23 protein-coding genes and 1 pseudogene are annotated in these 20,818 nt (G+C 63.6%); 21 read left to right on the plus strand and 3 right to left on the minus strand.

The window, feature by feature from the left end:
* Positions 1-79 precede the first annotated feature (79 nt).
* Positions 80-1,054: an IS5 family transposase gene (locus tag EX20_RS22305; RefSeq protein WP_034194679.1), complete on the plus strand. Its 975-nt coding sequence runs from the start codon at positions 80-82 to the stop codon at positions 1,052-1,054.
* A 203-nt stretch (positions 1,055-1,257) separates the two neighbouring features.
* Here EX20_RS22305 and EX20_RS22310 read toward each other — a convergent pair whose 3' ends face one another.
* The gene (locus EX20_RS22310; protein ID WP_034194812.1) at positions 1,258-1,695 is read right to left on the minus strand and encodes a helix-turn-helix domain-containing protein; all 438 of its coding nucleotides are present in this window, start codon (positions 1,693-1,695) and stop codon (positions 1,258-1,260) included.
* Positions 1,696-1,819: 124 nt separating this feature from the next.
* On the opposite strand from EX20_RS22310, the gene EX20_RS31265 reads away from it, so the two are divergent.
* From EX20_RS31265 to EX20_RS22390, 18 genes and pseudogenes are all read left to right on the plus strand, one after another.
* A complete protein-coding gene (locus EX20_RS31265) occupies positions 1,820-2,050 on the plus strand; it encodes a MerR family transcriptional regulator (RefSeq protein WP_072465598.1) in 231 nt (76 codons plus the stop codon).
* Positions 2,051-2,098: 48 nt separating this feature from the next.
* Positions 2,099-2,974 (plus strand): ParA family protein, encoded by an 876-nt coding sequence (locus EX20_RS22315; RefSeq protein WP_051974486.1) that lies wholly within the window; start codon positions 2,099-2,101, stop codon positions 2,972-2,974.
* Complete coding sequence (locus EX20_RS22320; protein WP_034194813.1) at positions 2,971-4,734, plus strand: ParB N-terminal domain-containing protein; 1,764 nt, start codon at positions 2,971-2,973, stop codon at positions 4,732-4,734. The genes EX20_RS22315 and EX20_RS22320 overlap by 4 nt, the downstream gene beginning before the upstream one ends.
* A gap of 206 nt (positions 4,735-4,940) precedes the next feature.
* A complete protein-coding gene (locus EX20_RS22325; protein ID WP_231572281.1) occupies positions 4,941-5,396 on the plus strand; it encodes a hypothetical protein in 456 nt (151 codons plus the stop codon).
* The gene (locus EX20_RS22330; RefSeq protein ID WP_034194815.1) at positions 5,389-5,883 is read left to right on the plus strand and encodes a hypothetical protein; all 495 of its coding nucleotides are present in this window, start codon (positions 5,389-5,391) and stop codon (positions 5,881-5,883) included. Before EX20_RS22325 ends, EX20_RS22330 begins: the two co-directional genes overlap by 8 nt.
* Positions 5,880-7,406: a hypothetical protein gene (locus EX20_RS22335; RefSeq protein ID WP_034194816.1), complete on the plus strand. Its 1,527-nt coding sequence runs from the start codon at positions 5,880-5,882 to the stop codon at positions 7,404-7,406. Before EX20_RS22330 ends, EX20_RS22335 begins: the two co-directional genes overlap by 4 nt.
* Before the next feature lie 468 nt (positions 7,407-7,874).
* Positions 7,875-8,936 carry a PFL_4669 family integrating conjugative element protein gene (locus EX20_RS22340; protein ID WP_034194817.1) on the plus strand — a complete coding sequence of 354 codons (1,062 nt, stop codon included), beginning with the start codon at positions 7,875-7,877 and terminating at the stop codon, positions 8,934-8,936.
* A gap of 94 nt (positions 8,937-9,030) precedes the next feature.
* Positions 9,031-9,438: a hypothetical protein gene (locus EX20_RS22345; RefSeq protein ID WP_231572282.1), complete on the plus strand. Its 408-nt coding sequence runs from the start codon at positions 9,031-9,033 to the stop codon at positions 9,436-9,438.
* A gap of 122 nt (positions 9,439-9,560) precedes the next feature.
* The gene (locus tag EX20_RS22350; protein ID WP_034194819.1) at positions 9,561-10,130 is read left to right on the plus strand and encodes a single-stranded DNA-binding protein; all 570 of its coding nucleotides are present in this window, start codon (positions 9,561-9,563) and stop codon (positions 10,128-10,130) included.
* Positions 10,131-10,461: 331 nt separating this feature from the next.
* Positions 10,462-11,568 (plus strand): DNA-methyltransferase, encoded by a 1,107-nt coding sequence (locus EX20_RS22355; protein WP_051974487.1) that lies wholly within the window; start codon positions 10,462-10,464, stop codon positions 11,566-11,568.
* Positions 11,565-12,011: pseudogene (locus EX20_RS33010) on the plus strand (DNA cytosine methyltransferase); the annotation flags it as partial. The gene EX20_RS22355 and the pseudogene EX20_RS33010, both read left to right, overlap by 4 nt.
* A 55-nt stretch (positions 12,012-12,066) precedes the next feature.
* Positions 12,067-12,843: a hypothetical protein gene (locus EX20_RS33015; RefSeq protein ID WP_051974488.1), complete on the plus strand. Its 777-nt coding sequence runs from the start codon at positions 12,067-12,069 to the stop codon at positions 12,841-12,843.
* A gap of 131 nt (positions 12,844-12,974) precedes the next feature.
* Positions 12,975-13,772, plus strand: coding sequence for an adenine nucleotide alpha hydrolase family protein (locus EX20_RS22365; RefSeq protein WP_175464271.1), 798 nt, complete (start codon positions 12,975-12,977; stop codon positions 13,770-13,772).
* A 68-nt stretch (positions 13,773-13,840) separates the two neighbouring features.
* Positions 13,841-14,917, plus strand: a complete 1,077-nt coding sequence (locus EX20_RS22370; RefSeq protein ID WP_165927452.1) for a DNA topoisomerase — start codon at positions 13,841-13,843, stop codon at positions 14,915-14,917.
* 46 nt (positions 14,918-14,963) lie between these two features.
* Positions 14,964-15,461, plus strand: a complete 498-nt coding sequence (locus EX20_RS22375) for a transposase (RefSeq protein ID WP_034194820.1) — start codon at positions 14,964-14,966, stop codon at positions 15,459-15,461.
* Positions 15,437-15,793: an IS66 family insertion sequence element accessory protein TnpB gene (gene tnpB / locus EX20_RS22380; RefSeq protein WP_034194821.1), complete on the plus strand. Its 357-nt coding sequence runs from the start codon at positions 15,437-15,439 to the stop codon at positions 15,791-15,793. The genes EX20_RS22375 and tnpB overlap by 25 nt, the downstream gene beginning before the upstream one ends.
* Positions 15,794-15,823: 30 nt before the next feature.
* Positions 15,824-17,404, plus strand: a complete 1,581-nt coding sequence (gene tnpC, locus EX20_RS22385) for an IS66 family transposase (RefSeq protein ID WP_034194822.1) — start codon at positions 15,824-15,826, stop codon at positions 17,402-17,404.
* Between the two features lie 110 nt (positions 17,405-17,514).
* A complete protein-coding gene (locus tag EX20_RS22390; protein WP_258959651.1) occupies positions 17,515-18,504 on the plus strand; it encodes a DNA topoisomerase in 990 nt (329 codons plus the stop codon).
* A 2-nt stretch (positions 18,505-18,506) separates the two neighbouring features.
* Here EX20_RS22390 and EX20_RS32195 read toward each other — a convergent pair whose 3' ends face one another.
* Positions 18,507-18,992, minus strand: a complete 486-nt coding sequence (locus EX20_RS32195) for a hypothetical protein (protein WP_131929135.1) — start codon at positions 18,990-18,992, stop codon at positions 18,507-18,509.
* Positions 18,993-19,245: 253 nt separating this feature from the next.
* Between EX20_RS32195 and EX20_RS22400 the strand changes: the two genes are divergently transcribed.
* Positions 19,246-19,530: an HU family DNA-binding protein gene (locus tag EX20_RS22400; protein ID WP_034194829.1), complete on the plus strand. Its 285-nt coding sequence runs from the start codon at positions 19,246-19,248 to the stop codon at positions 19,528-19,530.
* A gap of 8 nt (positions 19,531-19,538) precedes the next feature.
* On the opposite strand, the gene EX20_RS22405 is transcribed toward EX20_RS22400, so the two are convergent.
* On the minus strand, positions 19,539-20,078 hold the full coding sequence (locus tag EX20_RS22405) for a carbon-nitrogen hydrolase family protein (RefSeq protein ID WP_072465601.1): 540 nt from the start codon (positions 20,076-20,078) through the stop codon (positions 19,539-19,541).
* Between the two features lie 236 nt (positions 20,079-20,314).
* On the opposite strand from EX20_RS22405, the gene EX20_RS22410 reads away from it, so the two are divergent.
* On the plus strand, positions 20,315-20,818 hold a 504-nt coding region (locus tag EX20_RS22410; RefSeq protein ID WP_034194729.1), incomplete at its 3' end, for an IS5/IS1182 family transposase.

Genomic DNA, 20,818 nt, shown 5'->3' on the forward strand with positions numbered 1-20,818 from the left:
TTAGGGCAAAGCTGATCAAGTCCACCGCAGAACTGCTCCGAGCGTTATAGATCGGGGTGGATAAGGAAGGCAGAACAGGATGAAGCAGCAGACGTTGGCGATGGCAGCTGATGAAGGTGCGGGTTTCGAGACACACCGCAAGCGAACACGGCGCGATGAGTTTCTCGATACGATGAATGCAATTCTGCCGTGGACTGAGTTGTGCGCGGTGGTCGAGCCGCATTACCCGAAGCGCGGCAATGGCCGCCCGCCGATTGGTCTGGAGCGCATGCTGCGAATCCATTTCATCCAGCACTGGTTCAACCTGGCCGATTTCGCGTGTGAAGAGGCGCTTTACGATAGTGCCAGCCTGCGTCGCTTTGCGAGAATTGATCTGGGCTGCGAGGCGGCACCAGATGCCACCACGCTGCTCAAATTTCGTCGTCTTCTCGAAACCCACAAACTGGGCGAGAAGCTGTTTGCCGAAGTCGGCCGGGTGCTGCAGGCGAGCGGCATGAAACTCAAGAGCGGCACGATCGTGGACGCCACGATCATCGGTGCGCCGAGTTCGACGAAGAATGAGCAGAAGTCGCGCGACCCCGAGATGCATCAGACGCGCAAAGGCAAGCAATGGTACTTTGGCGCGAAGCTGCATATCGGCGTGGACAGCCAGAGCGGCCTGGCGCACAGCGCAGTGCTCACGCCGGCCAACGTGCATGACAAGCATCCGCTGCCACAATTGCTGCACGGACAGGAGCGGCGGGTCTACGGTGACAGCGCATACGCCAGCCAGAAAGCGCTGATCCACAGCAAAGCGCCGAAGGCGCGCGACTTCACGAATCAGCGCACCCGTCGCGCGGGTGAAGTCGATGAGGTGCAGCGCGGCAAGAACCGCCACAAGTCGAGGATCCGTGCACGCGTGGAGCATGTGTTCGCGGTGGTCAAACGACTGTGGGGCTTCACGAAGGTGCGCTACCGCGGGTTGGCGAAGAATGCGAACCGGGCCTTCGTCGCTTTGGCGCTCGCCAACGTGTACCTGTCGCGCACGCGATTGATGGCGCAGTTGCGCCCGTAATGGGCGAAAGGCGGGCAAAACGCCCGCGTGCAATGCCCGCAAGGGCCAAAAGCAAAGGAGTGACGGTCGGCTTCACGACCTGAACACCTCCACATCGCCAACACGCCGCCAATTCAGCTGCTTGTTCAGCGTAGCCTTAGTCTCTCCTGGTGGCACCCGGGGAGGATTTAGATTTTCTGCTCGCTGGTTAGCACGGCACGGGCTTACCTCATCAGCTTGCGCAATCGCGCATCGTCGAGGATGCCGTCGCCGGCTTCGCCCAGAAGCTGGGACTGTTCGTACAGAAGGCCGATCAGCCGGGCTTTCTTTTGGACTTTTAGCGGCTGCCCCAGACGTCGTTCAATCCGGTCGGCAACGGCCACCGCGCTGTCGAGCACGCGCTGGTTGAGGCGATAGCGTACGTCCCGGTCAATGATCATGGTCCCTTCACCGGTCAGCAACCATACCGGATCAACCGAGCAGGTATCGTACAACGCACGTATCACCTCGACAGGAGTCGCCCGCTCGCCGCGCTCGTAATTGGCATACGCCCGAAGAGAGCATCCGATACGTCGTGCCATCTTTTCCTGCGATAGTTCGAAGTGCTGGCGTACCTGCGCGAAGCGGTGGTTATATTCCGCATGGCTGTCGGGACTTGACATACGTGCCTCGCGTTTCTACAGTGATTTTGTGCCTTGATTATAGGTACTTTCGAGTATTGGACAAAGATGGACGTGCCTGGAATCAGTTCGACGCAGTTCGCGGGTACTGGCTGGAGGAGAAGGTATGCGGTTTTATACGCTGGAGGAAATCGCGCGCGAGCTGCATATCGCCCCCGCTACGGCACGCAACCGGTTGACACTGGGACAGCCAATGCCGCCGTCGATTCGGGTTGGCCGGCGGCGTTTGTTTCCTGCCAACGAATACGAAAAGTGGATCGCGGCGCAACTGGTTGTGCCTGGATCTGGTGATGACCGTGATGACCCTGAATGCGCGCGGTTCCATCATCCCTTGTAACGCTGAACCTGAGCATTCTGAACATGACATTGCACTGGAACTGCCATCGTGCCGGTCGTTATATCCTTCGTCTCCACCAAGGGCGGCGTCGGTAAGACGACCGTCGCCGCCAATCTGGGCGGCCTGCTCGCAGCCTTCGGCCTGAAGGTTCTCGTGATCGATGCAGATGTCCAGCCGAGTCTAAGCCGGTATTTTCCCGTCCATTACCGTTCACCGCGCGGCCTGACTGCCGTGGTGACCTCCGGCGGCAACCCGTCCGCGGACTGCATCAGCCGCACGATCTTCTCGAACCTGGACCTCATCTATTCGGACACGGCGGACGCGGGACTGCAGTCGTGGCTGAACCGCCGCGAGGATCGCCTGATGATCATGCGTCGTGCGATGCGCAGTCCGGTGCTTGAGTCGTACGATGTCGTGCTGATCGATACCCAGGGTGCGGTGGGGGAATTGCAAAAGTCTGCTGCGATGGCAGCGGACTACATGGTGTCCCCGGTCAAGCCCGACGCGCTGAGTGCGGGTGAGTTTTCGTCCGGCACGCTGTCCATGCTCGATGAACTGAACCGTCTGGCGGATTTTGGCATGTCGTTCCGGTCCGGTGACCTTCACGTGCTGATCAACGCGCATGAACGGACCGTCAACGCGCGGGTGCTGACGCAGGCGGTGCGCGAGCGCTTTACCGGATATCCACGGGTCCGCGTACTCGACACTGTGATTCCGTCGGCCGCCGCTTATGCGGGGGCAGCAATGTCACGCGTGCCGGTGCACGAATATGACCGGCGCCGGGTGTTTTCACGCTCCGCATGGAACATCATGCATCAGCTCGCCTGGGAGCTCTTTCCGTCGCGCCATGGCCAGTACATCGATGGCAGCACCACAGGCCGTCCTGCAACGAGGGATGACGTGTCGCTGGAGCGCGTGGCATGAGCGGGCTGTCACAGGTCGATATCCGGCGCACCGGGCAGGACGGTGACGTTGCTGAAGGCGCGGTTGCACTTGCCGTAGACCGGATTGGTGTCGAAGCGCCAGGGCCGCGTACCGGCGAAGCCGCGCTGGTATCGACCATCCGGCTCAAGGTGACAGAGGTCGCGACTTACGAGCGAAATCCCCGGCGGGCTTCGCCGGACCGTATCGTTGAACTGAGGGAGTCGATCCGCGTCAACGGCATCGAGCAGATCGTGACGGTCACGCGGCGACCGTCGGACGCGCATTACGTGGTCGCCAAAGGCGGTAACTCGCGGCTGACGGCGGCCCAGGCGCTTTACGCGGAGACGCAGGCTCCCGAGTTTCTGTATCGCGACTTCCTGTACATTCCCTATCCTGGCGAAGCAAAGCTGCTGGCGGCGCATCTACGCGAAAACGAGCAGCGGGCAGACCTGTGTTTCTGGGACAAGGCTGCCGGATATCTCGCGCTGAAGGCCGATCTTGAGCAGGAGAGGGGCGGCGCGCTGTCGTTGCGCGAATTCGCCCGCCTGCTCGCAGAAGACGGTGCGCCGGTCAGCCACGTGTTGCTGTCGCTGTTCCAGTTCGCAACGCAGCGTCTGGCCATGCTCGGTCCTGCAACGGCGCTGCTCAGTCGACGCAACGTGGTCGACGTGATCCAGCCTGCGATGGGTGCAATGACCCGACTTGTCCGGCGCTTCGGACACGACGACGACTGGCTGCAGTATGAAGTGGTCAACGTTGGATTGGAGCAGTTCAGTCTCGGGCTGACGGCAGAACCTGCATGGGGTTCTGCCCAGGAACGTCCACTGGACGCTGAAGCGCTCGTGATGAGCCTGCAGCGACGTTGCGCAGAAGCACTGGGCGCGCCGGCGGCGGCCGTGAAACCGATGCTCGCGCTGCTGGCGCGTGAGCCCGAAATTTCACCGGACCGGCTGCGCGAGCTGGCGGATCGGGCGGTGGGCGACGCGGGTGCGTTACTGACGACGGCTCGTCCGCTCGCCGCCAGTGCAATAGGTCAGGTCGACAGTTCGCAGCAGGGACATGATGGTGCGGGTGGCGATGAGCCGGACGCAGTACCGCTGTCGACCTCGTTAATTCGCGCGGCAGCGCCACGTTCACCGGCCGCGGGAGATGATGATGGTGCCGGTGCGCGCGATGGCAAACTTGACGGCCCGAAAGTTCCGGCATCCCGCGCGGTCGCATCCTCTGTCGAGGTCGATACCGCAGACGATCTCGTCACCCTGCATCGGGACATCAGATCTTTCGCGGCCCTGTGCGGTCTCGAGAGCACGTTGCACGATGCGCCGGAATTGCCGTACGGTTTTATGGTCGATCTGCCGGACCCGACGCGGACGGACCCGCCCCTTGACACGCAGGCCAGACAGCATGAGGAGGGATTTCGGCGCTACGTGGGCTGGTGGTGGCTCGTCAACCTGTCACGGCAGAACACGCCGTGTGGCCTCGCGCATCTTCCGGCCGGCACCCGTTTTGGGGAGATTACGGGCAGCGAGGAGCCCTGGTCGCATGCGTGCGATACCCACATTGGCGAGCCGCTGCTTGCCGACCGGTTCGACCTTTTCTTTGACACGGCCCTGAATCCGGCCAGCGAGATTGGCGGCCGCTATCTGGAGCTGGTCGGTATCGCCCGCAGGTTCCGCGCGCGCCATCCGGAGCGTTTCCAGCCGCCGCGATGGACCGAACTGGATGCCGACGAACTGTTGCGCAGGGGAGAGCGTCGATGAACGAGCGTCTTCTGACACTGCCATATTCCCCACTGCAACACATGACGTTGCTGCTGCTCGCGGCAAGTGTTACCCGCACTGGAACGCATTGGACTGTCCTGAACAATAAGGATAACAAAGTTTCATGTGAAACATTGAGGGGCGGAGATCGCGGGTCCTCACCCGCTGTTCCACCTGTTGTCGCCCGGGTACTGGGTGATCCACGTGTGACGCAACAGATCGACGACCTGATTGCCACGGGCGCGATACGGCTTTTACTGGACGCGGATCTTCTGGTTCGTCGGTGCGAACTGATCGAGCGCCAGTGGCGTGACGAGTCGCTGCTCACTGGTTTCGTACAGGCGCGGGCGAGCCTGCCGATGATCCGCCGGTTTTTCCGCAGCGCGACGCGCGCGAAGGTGACGCAGTTGCGGCAGCAATTTGTCGTTGCGGCACCCGTCAAGCCGCGAGTACTGGTGGGAACGGACCTCGATGCGTTGATGGATGCGTGGCGGAGCCGCTCGAAGATACAGGACGTCCGCGAGCGTTATCTCGCCATTCACGATTACTACGATGGCCGGTACACACTGGCCACGATTTTCTCTGCGCTCGACACCGGGCCGGAGCAGCGCGCTTCTGACTGTCTGTCTTCAACGACGAGCAAGGAGCCGTGCGATGTTTGACATGCGTGTTGACCCCGAAGGAAATCTGCTACCTGGCAAGACGTGGGACGATTCACCGGGCCTGCCTCCCGCACAGACCCATATGCTGCTGTCGATGCTCGACGCGCCGATCACCATCGACCGGTGTTTCGTTGAGGCGTGCGAGGATTTCGTGGCCGGTGCATTGCTGACCGAACTCTCGGCGATCGAAAGCGAGACGACGGTCCCTGGTGCCTGGATCAATGTCTCACCGGAAGACATCGAGCGACGTATTTCACTTCCGGCCGCTCAGCAGGTTGTAGCGCTTCGTCTGCTTCTCGATCAGCGACTCGTCGAGCATTGCCCGCGCGACATGCGAGCGGACGGGTTGCGCATCTGCTGGCCGGAACTGCTCGCGCTGATCAAGCGCCGCGCGCAGGAACGTACCGCCGGCATTCCGTGGCCACCAAAGCGGCCTGATGAGTCTTCGGCGACCGAACCCGCCGTGGTACCGGGAGACCGGTCATGAGCGCAGCCGATTACCTGAACCACTTCGAGGACCTGTGGCTGCGCCTGAAGCCTTTTCGCCCGATTGCGTTCGGCACGCGTCTCGCACGCATCACCGGTCATCCCAAGGACGCCATGCTGCTTTCGCAGATGGTGTACTGGACTCGACGTGGACGGGACGTTGGCGACAACGGTGGCTGGATCCACAAGACGCGGGAGCACTGGCGCATCGAGACCGGCCTCTCGCGCGATGAGCAGGAGGGCGCGCGCGCACGTTTGCGCAACCTGAGCCTGGTGTCGGAGTGGCGAGGCGGGCGGCCCGCCTGTCTGCATTACCGGATCAACGTCCCGCTGATGTCCGAACTGATCGACGGGTGCTGTACGTTCGTACGCCGTCTGCCGATGAGCATCGAGGCGATGCGCGAGGATGAGTCCGCAGCAAGGGAACTGCTCGGGCCGGTGGTGCCGTTCAGGCGCGCGCTGGCTGACCTCACCGGCAGCTTCAATGCGGGCCTCGTGCTTTCGCGCATGATCCAGGTGCAGCGGCAGACGGCCGACCGGCAGGGCATCTGGTTTTCGCTGACGGCGTGGGAGTGGAACCGCACGACCGGCATCAACCGGCGTCAGCTCGACAATGCGAAGCGGCGGCTTCGGCAGATGGGCGTGCTGCGCGAGGTGAGATACGCGGGACGGGGGACGCGCCTGTGGAGCCAGATCGATCCCGTGCGGCTGCACGCTCTGCTGGACGAATATGCCACGCGCACTGCGCGCCTCTCGTCAGCCCGGAAACTCGCGCGCGCCGAGGAAGCCCCCGCTGATGGCTTGCCGCGCCTGTTGGACGTCGAACGCCCCGTTGCTCCGGGTAACGGGGCGATGCGCGTTGCTTCTTCGCCCGTTGAAAGCGTGATACGCGGTTCTGCCGCCATCGGAATTTCGCCAACCAGAATTCGCCAACCGGGGGCCGCACGGTGTGCGCTGTTACCGTCGGCAGGTTTGATCCGTTACCGTTGGCGGCAAACGTACGATCCCAACGCGCGCGCGTATACAAGGATTACATATTCGACTACAACCACCACCGGTGCGATCACGTCAGGATGGCTGCGCTTGCTGGGAGACGCTCGACCGGACGTGGGGGTGGGTTTCCCGCAGGTTAGCGATGAAGACGGGGCACAGCCCGGCGCCGGTGTGCTGGTCTGGCCTTCGGTGGTGAGTGCAGCCGAACGCGGACCGGTCAGCCAGTACCTGGCCAGGATTCCGGCGCATGACCGGCAACTGTTGCTCGACGAGATGGCTGCGGGCCATCGGCGTCAGGCAGTCCGCTTTCCCGTCGCCTATATCGGCGAGCTCGTGCGCCGGTATCTGGCCGGTGAGTTTGTGCCCGCGCGGGGGCACCGCGAAGCCGAGGCTCGCCGGCGATCAGGACGCCACCGTCGCGATACGTGCCCAGGCGACGCGCGCGTCACGCCTCCCGAGATTGCCCGCGCCCATCTTGCCAGCCTGCGTGCACAGCTCGGCTGCGGTAGCACCGGAGTCTGCCATGCGTGATCCGACCGTTTCCGCACCCGCCCCATGGCGTGTTACCCCGGGTAACACGCCGGCTTCGGTAGCTCGACCACCTCTTACCCCGGGTAACAGCATCACCGGTGGGCCCGTCCGGCACTGTCCAAGCCTGCGCGTGGCGGTGTTACCGGGGGTAACACCGCAGGTTCAGCGATTGAGGCACGCGGCGTTAACCCGACGTGTTTTCCCGGGTAGCAGTGGACAAACCGCGAGGCACTGCGGTCCAGGACAGCGGGTCGCCTGGCCATACACCGTGTTACCCCGGGTAACACGGCGATCTCGTGGAGGGCATCGCCCGCGATCGCGGCACCGTGTTACCCGGGGTAACACGCCACATGGCACCGTGCGTGAATCCACCATCCATCAGGCGCGGCTGTTACCCGGGGTAACACGACGGACTGCTAGCGGGACCGCTGCCCCAGACCGTTTCATTCCGGTAAGGAGGAACCTCCCATGAGCGACGAGACAACCCCGGCTGACGTGTCCCTCGACGCCTTTGCGCGTTCGGCGACGTCGCCGTTTCCCGACGGCTACGACATCGAGGCGGAGCGCCGCACCCTGGCGCAGCTTGTCGAGTCTGATGACCCGGACCCGGCCGACCCGCTGTTCGGGCGCTACCAGCTTTTCCTCGAGCGCGAGGAAGCGCTGCGTGGCGCGCAGGCGCGAGACGCATTGCGACAGTCTGCCGACCCGCTCGTGTCGACCGCGCAGGCGCTGGAGATCACGCGCATCGGGCAGCTCACGAGCGAGGGCGGTGACCGCATGCACCTGCATACGCGCGATGCCATGCGGCTGTTTCTCGGGCGCACCGTGACGCCCGGTGAAACAGGGCACCCGATGGCAGGCGGCCGGCGCGTCGCCGCTGCGCTTCGTGCGCTGTGGTCCCTGTCCGGCAACGACAATCCATACGCGGACTGGAAGCTTGTCGAGATCGCGGAGCGCATCGCCGGCATCCGGCGCGCGGGAGAACTCGAACTGCAACACGCGAACGGTTTGCTCGATGCGGCACGGCAGAAGGGCCTCGACTACACGATCCTGCAGTCGCGCGAACCGGCGAGCGTGTCGCTGGGTTTCACATCGCCGTATGGCTACATGGTCGTCATGCTGCTCGTCGAACTCGATTACCTGGTGCGGGTGATCCGCTCGGCCATGCTGCGCGATCTGCTTGCATCAGGAGACGGACAGCGGCGGATCGGTTCGGCGAGACATCGTTGTCTGTCCGTGTTCCATTTCGCGGTGCACTGCCAGCGCGTGCTCACCCGCCCCGAACTGCTGCCGCTTGCGCGCCACGACTTCCTGCCGGGTGCGGACACTGCCGCAACGCGTCGTGTGGACGCGGCGAGGGCGTTGCTCGGGGTGATCCCGCGCGACATCTTCACCGGCGAACGGCAGCCGCGGCATAGCCGGCGGCGCGTGAGCCGTCTGTCGGATGCGGAACTGCGCCTGCTCGACAGTGTGCCGTTGTCCGGCGATGACGCCGTGCCGGAAGCTGCGGCAGCGGCGCTGGTCCAGTGACATTGACTTCGACATGAGGACTGCGGCAATGACGAACCGGTTTCCGCCTCTGGATCGACGTTCAAAGGCCTTTAAGGGTAAGGGGGAGACGACCGTGTCGCTGCCCGTTGCCCAGGTGGCAGGACGCAGTGCCTTTCGCGTGCTGCTGCGTTCGTACGAGAGCTGGCTCGACGACACCGTCGCGCAGATGCAGGCGCTGGCGCACGAGAGCAGCGAAGCGGGTCTCGATGCGTCGCTGAGATGCGCGCGCATTGCGCTGGCAAGCGGCGCAACGCGACACCGGCTTGACTGGTTCCTGCGCGGGGAGCCGCATGCGGTGCCGTACGCGAGGGTGCAGTCCGGTTTCGGCCGCATGCCGGCGCCGCTGCGCGCATACCTGCAGCAATGCGACGCTCGCTCGCGTGATCTCAACGCCCTCGAATCGGTCTTCCGCTATGCGGCGAGCCAGATCGCCACGTACCTGACCCACGGCACCGTGAAGATCCGGCGTCGCGAGGACTGATGGCCGCCTGCTGATGACGTATCAGGCACTACCAGGCTGCCGCAGAGCGGCCACACAGCAGCATGTAGTGGACAGCGCGTTCGTAGTACAGGGGTTTTCCTTGTCCATGAACGGAGTCCGCAATGGGTATCTATGCAGAACTGGTCGGCAACGTGCTGGCGTCGCCGACGATGAAACAGGTCAATACGGCCGGTGGCACGCGGCGCATTGTCGAGTTGCGCGTGATGTCAGCGAGCTACCGGCGCCTCGACGACGGGACGCTGGAACAGCGTGACGGGCGCACCTTTCCGGTCGACGTGACGATCTGGAACGAGCGTCTCACCGAGCGCGTCCTCCAGCACATCCGCACGGGCGCAAGCGTCGTCGTGCGGGGCGACTTCCATGTCAGCCCCTGGATCAACCGCGACAACGAGGCGGACGCCGGCGCGCATATCGACGCGGAATCCATTTCGCTGAATCTCGTGCGTATCGATCAGGTGGTCTATCGCCCGCGCCAGCCACGCGAAGGCGCTGATCCGGCATCGGAGGGGGCAGCGGACGATCCAGCGGCCGGTGTCGATGCTGGATCACGGGAGTCCACCGAACAGGCCCGAGACGAACCGCCCCAGGGCGGCGGGGGCGACGGTACGGGCGCACAGGGACAGGCTGCCGGCCGGCGTTCGCGCCGTGCCACCGGTACCGCCGCACGGTAAGTCCACGTCTTCATTCCACGCGCACGGTGGGTCGATATGCACCGTGCGCGGCTACCCTGGCGGAGGAAGACGTGGAACTCACGTACGTGGTGTGTCCGGCATGGCCGGACGCGGCGGAACTCAGGATGTTGCGGGCACTGGTGGCCGAGGGCGCGACCGCGTCCCGGAGTCGCGCGTATTCCGCTCGGTTTCACGGTTGGCATATCCACGTCTGGCGCGCTGGTGGCTCGCCGGGACGTCTGCTGCAGATCGAGATCCGGTGTCCTGCCGGAGCGCTGTGCGCGCGGACCTGGCGGTGGGTGGCATGCGGCCTCACTGGCGAGGTGCTCCCATGACCGCGAAACGCTGGATCGACGCCTGCCACTTTGGGGACTGCCGGTTGCTGATGGCACGCATGGCAGCCGACGGGGTGCGGGCACACACCGTGGTGACCAGCCCACCTTACTACGGGCTGCGCTCGTATCTGCCGGAGGACGCTCCCAACAGGCAGCACGAACTCGGGCTTGAGCGGACACCGCGCGAATACGTGAACCGGATGGTCGACGTGTTCCGGCATGTCCGCAGCCTCCTCGTCGAGGACGGTACGGTCTGGTTATCCGTCGGCGACAGCTATGCGGCCAGCCGTTCCTGGCAGGCGCACAGCACCCTCGGAGGCCGCAAGCACGGACCGGCGCAGGGCGTCGCTGGCCGGTCCAGCGCGGTTCCGCCCGGCCTGAAAGCGAAGGACCTGATCGGGATCCCGTGGATGCTGGCCTTCGCACTGCGCGACGATGGCTGGTACCTGCGCTCGGCCATTGTCTGGGCCAAGCCGAACGGGATGCCGGGCAGCCAGCTTGACCGGCCCACCTCGTCCTACGAGTACGTGTTTCTGCTGTCGAGACGTGCGCGGTACTACAGCGACTTCGATGCGATCAGGACACCGCCACGTGAGTCGACGCTCGTGCGTCTCGCCCAGGATGTGCAGGCACAGGCCGGTAGCCATCGTGCCAACGGTGGCACGCGTGCAGCGCGTCCGATGCGGGCTGCCGCCGGAAGTCGCGGTGGGCACCACTGGACAACCCGGGACGGCCGCAGGGAAATCGCCACAGGCAAGCAACGGGGGCACTCACGCCGGCACGCCGGGTTCAACGAACGATGGGACGCTGACCCGGGTGCGGCGGCGCAGCCCGTGATGATGCGCGATGTCTGGTTTGTGGCGCCCGGTGGCTACCGTGGCGCGCACTTTGCCGTGATGCCGCCAGAGATCGCACGGCGTTGTGTGCTCGCTGGCAGCCGGCCCGGCGACATCGTGTTCGATCCGTTCATGGGCAGTGGAACGACGGCAGCCGTAGCCGCAGGTCTCGGGCGTCGTTTCGTGGGTTGTGAGCTCAATCCCGCCTACGCCTCGCTGCAGCGCGAACGCCTCGCACGGGCGGGTTCCGGCGGTGGCACGCCATGACGGCCTGGTACAACGAGCACGATCCGTACGCTGCCCAGTGGCTGCGCAACCTGATCGCCGCGGGCCTGATCGCGCCCGGCGACGTTGACGAAAGGGATATACGCGATGTCACGCCACAGGAACTTGTCCGCTATGACCAGTGCCACTTCTTCGCGGGCATCGGCACGTGGTCGTACGCGCTGCGTCTCGCCGGCTGGCCGGACCGCCGCCCGGTCTGGACCGGCAGTTGTCCGTGCCAGCCGTTCAGCGCGGCCGGCCGAGGGCTTGGCTTTGCCGACGAGCGGCATCTCTGGCCCGAGTGGTTGCGCCTCATCGCGCAGTGCCGCCCTGGCATCGTGCTTGGCGAACAGGTTGCAAGCCGCGACGGCCTCGGCTGGCTCGACCTTGTTCACGCTGACCTGGAAGGAGCGGGTTACGCCGTCGGGGCGGTCGATCTGTGCGCTGCGGGCGTCGGTGCGCCGCACATCCGCCAACGCCTGTGGTTCGTGGCCCACGCCCATGGCGCAGCAGGCAAACGGCACGCCCGAAGCCTTCCTCGAGCGCAAGCGCAGGTCGGTGGCGCGGGGCTCGCGCATGGGCATCTCTCTCACGGATCTGCAGATGGTTGCGCAGCTCGCGGCGCACTGGCCGACACCGACGTGTCCCAACGGAGGCCGCAGCCCGCGGGGCGGCCAGATGTCGCCGACCGGCCGCACGCCCGACGGGAAAAAGCGGCAGGTCGACCTGCAGTGGATCGCAAGGCTTGCGTCGTGGCCGACTCCGCAGGCGAGCGACATGACGGGCGGCGGGCAGGCGCGGCGCGCGTGCGGCGTGACGAAGCACGGCGCGAACCTGAACGATTTCGCGGTACTCGCAGCGTGGCCGACGCCCACAGCGGCGCTCGCCACGAAAAATGTGCGAACCGTTGCCGGCGCACTCGCGGAGCTCGAGAGAAAGGGCGGCCCGCAGGACCTGTGCGCGGCTGCACTCCTCGCCGGGTGGCCGACCCCCACGAGTCTCGCGCCTGCTGCGAACGGTCACAACGCCGCGGGCAATTCGGCCGGGCTGGTCGCGATCCGGGCGCTGGCGCTCTCGATGCTGCCGGTCCGGCTAACGGCTTCTGGCGCGCTGCTGACTGGATCGGATGCCGCGACGGCCGCTTCCGGCCAGTTGAACCCGGCACATTCCCGCTGGCTCATGGCGCTGCCTCCCGCGTGGGACGACTGCGCGCCTATGGCAACGCGATCGTCGCGGAGGCGGCCGCAACCTTCATCCGCGCCGCGGACGAGGCGTTGAACGCTCTTCAAGCGAATTCGTGACGACATCACATTCAGTATTCCTTATCAGGTGATGACATGATTCATCCGGCGTACCGGGTTCAGGGACCGGCCCAGATCTGTTTCTCGAGCGGCCGCACGAGCGGCTACATGTTGCACCAGATCCTCGAGGCGAACGACGGTCTGCCACCGGATTGCCATGTCACGTTCGAGAACACAGGACAGGAGCGTGAGGAAACCCTGGTGTTCGTTGAGGAGTGCAGCCGTCGCTGGCATGTCCCGGTGCACTGGCTCGAATGGGTGAGCGGGCAGGGACCGGGCGGGTTCCGTCGACCCGAGTGGCGTTTTGTGGATTTCCATTCTGCTTCGCGCCACGGCGAACCGTTCGCGCGCCTGATTGCGCAGAAGCGTTATGTGCCCAATGTTCGCCACCGTCTGTGTACCTCCAACCTCAAGGTCCGCGTGGGCGAGGCGTTCATGCGCTCACTCGGGTATGAAGACTGGGATTCAGTCATGGGCATCCGGGCGGATGAGCCGCGGCGTGTGGCCCGCATGCTGGCACCTGGCCGTGACAACAGTGCCGGACTGCCGTATCTGCCGCTCGCACGTGCGGGTGTCACCAAAGCAGACGTGCTGCGCTGGTGTGCGGGGCAGCCGTTTAACCTTGCGCTCGATCCCGCTGGCGATCTGGGTAACTGCGACCTGTGTTTCCTGAAGGGCCGACGCAAACTTGTCAGCGCGATCCGGGCGGACCGCACACGGGCGGTCTGGTGGCTCAACCAGGAGCATGTGAGCGGCCAGCGGTTTCTCACCGGATATGCCAGCTATGCCGATCTGCTGCGCGAAGCCGATTTCCTCGACCGGCAACTTGAACTGGACGGGCTGGAGCAACCCGACCTGGACCACGAGTCCACAGCGCCGCTCGTCGACTGCCGGTGTGGCGACTGAGCGGTTCCAGAACATCTTCTCCACGCGCGTCACCAGGGAAGCGGACCCCATCCCCGATGGAGGTCGGCATGAAGCTGTACATCTGCGAGAAGCCCTCACAGGCGAAAGATCTGGCGCCACACATTGGCGCACGCTCACGCGTCATCGGCGCATTCACGGGCAACGATGTCGTCGTTACGTGGTGTGTCGGACATCTCGTCGAGCACGCGAAGCCCGAGCAATATGTACCGGAGCTGGCGAGCTGGAATCTCGATCTGCTGCCGGTGCTGCCTGAACGATGGGCGGTCACGGTCAAACCTTCCGTGAAGGCCCAGTTCGATGTCGTCGTGCGGCTCATTCGGGAGGCGGATGAGGTGGTCATTGCGACCGACGCAGACCGTGAGGGGGAGGTCATCGCGCGGGAGATCATGCAGCTCGCGGATTATCGCGGCCCGGCGTCACGCCTGTGGCTGTCGGCAATGGATGCGGCGTCGGTGCGCAAGGCGCTCGCCCAGTTGCTGCCGGGATCGAAGACGTTGCCCCTGTACTACTCCGGGCTCGGGCGCGGGCACGCGGACTGGCTCGCCGGAATGAACCTGACAATGGCGCTGACGAAGTCGTTCGGCACCGGCGGGAAGGACGGCACGCTGCATTTCGGTCGGGTGCAGACGCCGGTGCTCGCGTTGATCGTCCGGCGCGAGCGCGCGATCCACGATTTTGTACCGAAGGTCCATTACGACCTGAAGGCCGTCTTCGATCTGGCAGGAACCGGGGTGCCGATGCAGTGGGTCGTGCCGGACAGTCTGGTCGATACCGCTGGCCATGCCACGGATCACGGGAAGGTGAAGGCGGTTGCAGCGCGCGTGCAGGGACGGACGGGGCGCGTCGGTGCGGTGGAAACCACGCCCGAGCGGGAAGTTGCTCCGTTGCTGTTCAGTCTCGGCAGCCTGCAGCGCGAGGCGTCGGCACGCTACGGGCTGAAGGCCGCCGCAGTGCTCGACGCCTGTCAGGCGCTCTACGAGACGCACAAGGCAACGACCTATCCCCGCACCGACTGTGAGCATCTGCCGGTGTCGATGTTTGCCGAAGTGCCGAAGGTACTCGCGTCGATCATCTCGATTGATCGTATGGGGTCGAGGAACAACGTCCTTCCAATGAGTGGCTGAAGGTCTGAACCTAAGTGTCCGCGTGGACACATGCACTCAGACCGCAATGAACGAGAATCGAGACCTTCGCAGCAGGCTGGTCGTTGGCCAGAAACGGGATGGCCGGCGCGAATTCAATGAGGACGCTGTGCGGGAACTGGTCGCATTGTGTCTGAAGCCGGGCGTGTCGATCGCGCGCGCGGCCATGGATCACGACGTCAACCCGAACCAGTTACGTCGGTGGATCGCGCGCTATCAGCCGCAGATCCTGCACGATCCGCGAGAGCCAGACTCAATGGTGATCGATGGCGTCTCGATCGACATTTCTGCGCCGACGGTCAGAAGCGCCGGCAACGCAAATGCCTTACCGGCGTTTGTTCCCGTCATCCCTGCGCCTGTGTCGCCGTCGACACCGTCTACGCCGGTTCGGTCGATGGCGCTCGCGCTACATGTTCGGTTGCCCAACGGCGTCGAACTCGACTTCGGCGAGGCGGGCGTCGAAGAGATCACGACGATCATCCATGTGCTCGGGAGGCTGGCGTGTTCCGGTTCGACGAAGGTCTGAACGTCTATCTGCACCGCGATCCGGTTGATTTCCGCTACGGAATGAACAGCCTGTCGATTCTCGTGGAACAGGCGATGGGCCTGAACCCGATGGATTCGTCGCTCTACGTGTTCACGAACCGGCGATGTGATCGTATCAAGATCCTGGGCTGGGACAACAACGGGTTCTGGCTATTGCTCAAGAGACTCGAAGCGAAGGACCGCTTCGTCTGGCCCGACAGTAGTACCGGAGTCGTCGCGCTGGACGTCGAACGGTTGCAGTGGCTGCTCAAGGGTGCTGACATTGCCGCGCTTCGGCACCATCCAAAACGACATTATGCTCGTGTGAGTTGAACACGACATTGGCGTGCCGGTCTAAGCGACATGCCGATCAACGTCACCCTCTCTGCCGACGAGCTCAAGGCACTCCTGGCGATGCGCGAGGAGCACGCTGCGCTTCAGCGGGAACGTGACGAGCTGCGCAGCACGCTGCGACTCGTGACAGCAGAGCGTGACCTCGCCGAAGAGCGCTTACGCGCTTACCGCCGCGAGCTGTTCGGTGCAAAGAGCGAAGCGCGGGATTCTGATCAATACGGCTTGTTCAACGAAGCTGAAGCGCTTGGTGCAAACTTCACGCCCGCGCAGGAAGACACACCGGAAACGAAGGTTGGCGCACACACGCGCAAGAAGCGTGGTCACCGCAAGCCGCTCGATCCCAGTCTGCCGCGCGATGTCGTACGGCACGAACTGCCCGAAGCCGATCGCTTCTGCACCAACGACGGACACGCGCTTGTGGAGATCGGAGTCGAAACCAGCGAACAGCTCGACGTGATCCCGGAGCAGCTCCGGGTCATCCAGCACCAGCGCGTCAAGTATGCCTGCCCGTGCTGCGATCTTGGCATCAAGGTCACGCCAGCGCCGCCGCGCATCATCCCGCGTGGACTCCTGAGCGAATCGGCGCTTGCGTGGATCGCTGCCGGCAAGTATCAGTTCGGGATGCCACTTTACCGTCAGGCCGGCCTGCTGCGACGCTTCGGCGGCGATATCTCGTCGAACACCATCGCCGCGAGCATCGTCCGTGTCGGGCTCGCGACGCAACCCGTGATCAACCTGATGCGCGATGCGTTGCTCGATGCCGATCTGATCTACTGCGACGAGACGACATTCCAGGTCCTGAAGGAGAAGGGGCGCAAGCCACAAACAAAGAGCTATCTCTGGTCGCAGATGACCGGTTCGGGCACGCCGATCTGCTGCTTCACCTACACGCCCGGAAGAGGTGCAAAGCTAGCTGACAAACTGTTCATGGGCATCCGTAGGGGCGCGGTCCTGATGACCGATGGCTATGAGCCCTATAACGGTATCGCCGAGCGATACCAGCTCGTGCACCTCGGATGCTGGGTTCATTGCCGACGCTACTTCGTCAAGGCAGAGGACAATGTGCCCAAGGCAGCGCGCTCGCCCGATCTGCTCGCGACGCACTTCATCAAGCTGATCGGAAAGTTGTTCGTTGCCGAGGCGCGTAGCGCGGAGTGGGTGGCCGAACGACGACAGCGATTGCGACGACGGTACAGTACACGCGTGCTCGATGTCATCGAAAAGCTGATGCTCGAGCAGTCGCCTGGCGTCGTGCCGCAAAGCTTACTCGGCAAAGCGCTAACCTACCTGCGCGAACAGTGGCCGAAGCTGGTCCGCTACATCGAGAACGGCGACTGGCCTATCTCGAACAACCCGTGCGAAAACTCAATCCGCCCCTTCTGCGTCGGGCGCCGCGGATGGCTGTTCTCGGACACCGTCGACGGTGCGAACGCTAGCGCCAACCTGTACTCCCTCGTCGAGTCGTGCAAGGCGAATCGCATCGACCCATACCGATATCTCACCTGGCTGTTCCAGCGGCTACCTCTGGCGAAGACTGTCGACGACTACGACGCGCTGCTTCCCTGGAAAATGCCTGCCCACTTCCGCTGACCCACACCGCTACTACACATCACGCGCTCTGCCACCTCGCTCTGAGGGGCGTCCTTCGTGGACCGCATACGATTGATCCATCGCTGAAGGCGCTTGCCTCAAAGAGCCGGCTGCAGTCACCGGGGCGTGCGTTCAACGATGCGAAGATCACCGCGCACCACGCGATCATCCCGACCGTGAACGGGGCTGTTCAGCTCGCCGGGTTCACCAAGACCGAGCGGCTTGTTTACGATCTGATCCGGCGTCGCTACCTCGGCCAGTTTCTGGGAGATTTCGAGTACCTGAGGACAGTCATCGGGGTGACGTGCGAAGGTGAGCTTTTTCGGGTGACGGGTCATGTACCGACCGTTCAGGGTTGGCGTGAGACGGTCGATATGGCCGTGAGGCCCGACCGGCAGGATGGCGCGTCTGATGAGACGCCCGACGTCCCGCCCGACGTCCCGCCGTTGCCTCCAGTGACCGTTGGCCAGCCAGCACTGAACGTGTCCTGTGACGTTGAGCGCAAGCAGACAAAGCCGCCAAAGCGCTATACGGAGGGCACACTGCTCGCGGCGATGGAGTCGATTGATCGCGAGATCGACGATGAGCGCCTGAAGAAGATCATGCGCACGAAGGAGAAGGCGGGCATCGGGACCGACGCGACGCGTGCCGGCATCATCGAGAATCTCTTTCGTCGGGACTATATCGGTAATCACGCGAAGCAGAAAAGGCAGATCGTGCCGTTGCCGCGGGGCGATGCATTGATCGCGTTGCTGGAGCAGGTTGCGCCCGAGCTGGCGGACCCGGTGCTGACGGCAGAATGGGAGGATCGCCTGATGCAGATCGAGGCTGGAAAACTCGAGCTGCGACAGTTCGAGGCTGAACTGGGTGAATGGATACGGCAACTGGTGGTGCGCATCAAGGCGCAACGCGGCAACAATGGTGGAGGGCAAGCGGTATCGGTGACAGGAGCGACCGTCGCGTGTCCGGCGTGTGGCGCTCCGATGCGACGGATCAAGGGTTCGCGCAGTTATTTCTGGGGATGCTCGGCTTTTCGCGACGGGTGCCGCGCCACGTTACGGGACGTTGATGGAGTCGCGGTGCAGGCACGTGGGGCGTGATCCTACGGGGTCCGCGTCGCTCCACCGGCCTGGGCCGATGTTAGCGGTGGCAATGGCGACGGTGCAGTGCCGTTGATGAAGTCGCGCAAATCGCCTTCCGCTTGAACGATGGCGTAAGCCGGCGCCGTATCGAGCTGGCGATCATGGAGTCGCAGGATGTGTTCGAAGAACGGGTATCCGTCTTCATCCAGGCACCAGAGATTTTCCAATGCGCCTCGTCTGTTCGCGATTTCCATGTACTGTTCGGCAGCGTGAAATTCTTCCAGTGGAAGGTCTCCGTATCCGGCGCGTTGCAGAAACCAGGAGACGTACATGACGCTTGCCAGTTCGACGAGATGTTCTGTCGAGCCAAATCCCTTGCGGACGGTGGTCAGACAGGCGTGAAACTTGAGCGAGCGAGCACGCGTCGCCGCGAGAGGCAGGGGCAGTAGCAACTCGCGCGAATAGCGGGGGCCGCGACGCCTATGGCGGTGGGCTGATTGGGACATACGGTCGTGCGGTCAGCAAGCAGGGGCGGGTGAACGCTGCGATTTTACGACAGCTTTTATCTGCGTCCAGCCGGTCACGGTCCCTGTTCCTGTCAGGCCGGAGTCCTGGGATTGCCAGCGCCGGTCGACGGATCTTGTGCGGTGAACCGTGTATGCGGTACGGTACGTGGGTCGCTCTGCGGCCGCTGCCGTTCGGGTAGCCATTTATGGGAATGTAGCAGTCAACTTTATTAATCGACAGAGGATGCATTTTATGAACAAGCAGGAACTGATTGACGCCGTCGCGTCTGCGACGGGTGCGAGCAAGGTAATTAGCGGCGAGGCCATTGACGCCGTGATTGGTGCTATCACCAAGGCTGTCGCGAAGGGCGATACGGTGCAGCTGGTTGGTTTTGGCTCGTTTAGCCAGGGCAAGCGGGCAGCCCGTACGGGCCGCAATCCGTCAACCGGCGAGGAGATCAGGATTGCTGCTGCGAATACGGTGAAGTTTACGGCGGGCAAGGCATTCAAGGATGCGGTGAACGGTACCGGGAAATAACGAGCCGGTTACCTGTTTGTGGCGCGCAGCAGCGGTGCACCCGCCAGGCGCGCCACGGCTTCGATGCTTTGCCGCTGGATGTTGGCGAGTGCGAGATCGGAATCGAACCATCCGTTCGACTGGCTGACGATCACGTCTGGTTTGTCCAGCAGCGTGCGCCAGTGGGGCCACCACAGTAGGTCCTCAAAGCATAGTGACATCGCGGCGCGGTGGCCAGCGATCATCAGATACGGCTGGTTGATATCTCCCCTGATGGCACTGATCCGTCCTCCGGGTCGCCACATGGCGACGGGGACCGGCTGCCGGCTGTCGAGCCGTCCACGTCCGACGCCGGTGATCAGCGTACTGTCGGTATACCGGAATGGGCTGACATTCACCGTCAGGTCCATCCCGATCACGAGTGTCTGTCCGGCAGCGCGCATGCGTTCAATGTCGGCGCGCCACCACAATTTCATCGCGGGACGCCACAAACCGGCGATCTCTTCCGGAAGAATGGCCACGCTTGCACCGTCTGCGAATGAGCGCTCGACGATCGATTGAAGCTGCATGGTCCGAGCGTAGAGTGACGGGTAGCTGGACTGATCGAAGCGGCCAAGCATGGTGTCGACAGCACGCCATCCGGCTGGTGGCGACTGTGGGGGTTCCTGCCAGTTTGCGTAAAGAGTCGGTCCTGAAAAACTCGAAACGCCTTGCGCAGCAAGGGTTTGAAGCTGAAAGTTGTTGATGCATTTGCAGGAACCTGGCAGATTGTGGGTTGTTTCCTGCAAATTCTGTCGAGGTCTGGATGGGTCCGAAGACAGCGGTGAGCGAGGGCGATTTGTTCCGGCATCCTCTGCGCGAGCAGATCAACCTGAAGCATCCGCTGGTGCGTCTGGCCGATCTGATCAACTGGGATGGATTGAATGCGTCGATGAGCGCGAGCTTCGTCTCACGCAAGGGTCGGCCGGCCACGTCACCGAGGCTGATTGCTGGCTTGCTGTATCTCCAGCATGCGTTCGATCTGTCGGATGAGGACGTGGTCTGGCAATGGGTGGAGAACCCGTATTGGCAGGGCTTCACCGGCGAAACATTTTTACAGACCGAGCCGCCGATCGATCCGTCGAGCCTGACGCGCTGGCGCAAGCGCCTGGGTGAGGCCGGAGTTGAGGAGTTGCTGGCCGAGACGATCGAAGCGGCAAAGCGCGCGGGCGTGATCAAGGCCTCAAGCGCGAAGCGTGTAATTGTCGACACGACGGTCATGCAAAAGGCGATCGCCCATCCAACCGATTCTCGCCTGCTCGAGCGGTGT

The sequence above is a fragment of the Burkholderia sp. WP42 genome (genome assembly GCF_000745665.1).
Taxonomy (GTDB): Bacteria; Pseudomonadota; Gammaproteobacteria; order Burkholderiales; family Burkholderiaceae; genus Burkholderia; species Burkholderia vietnamiensis.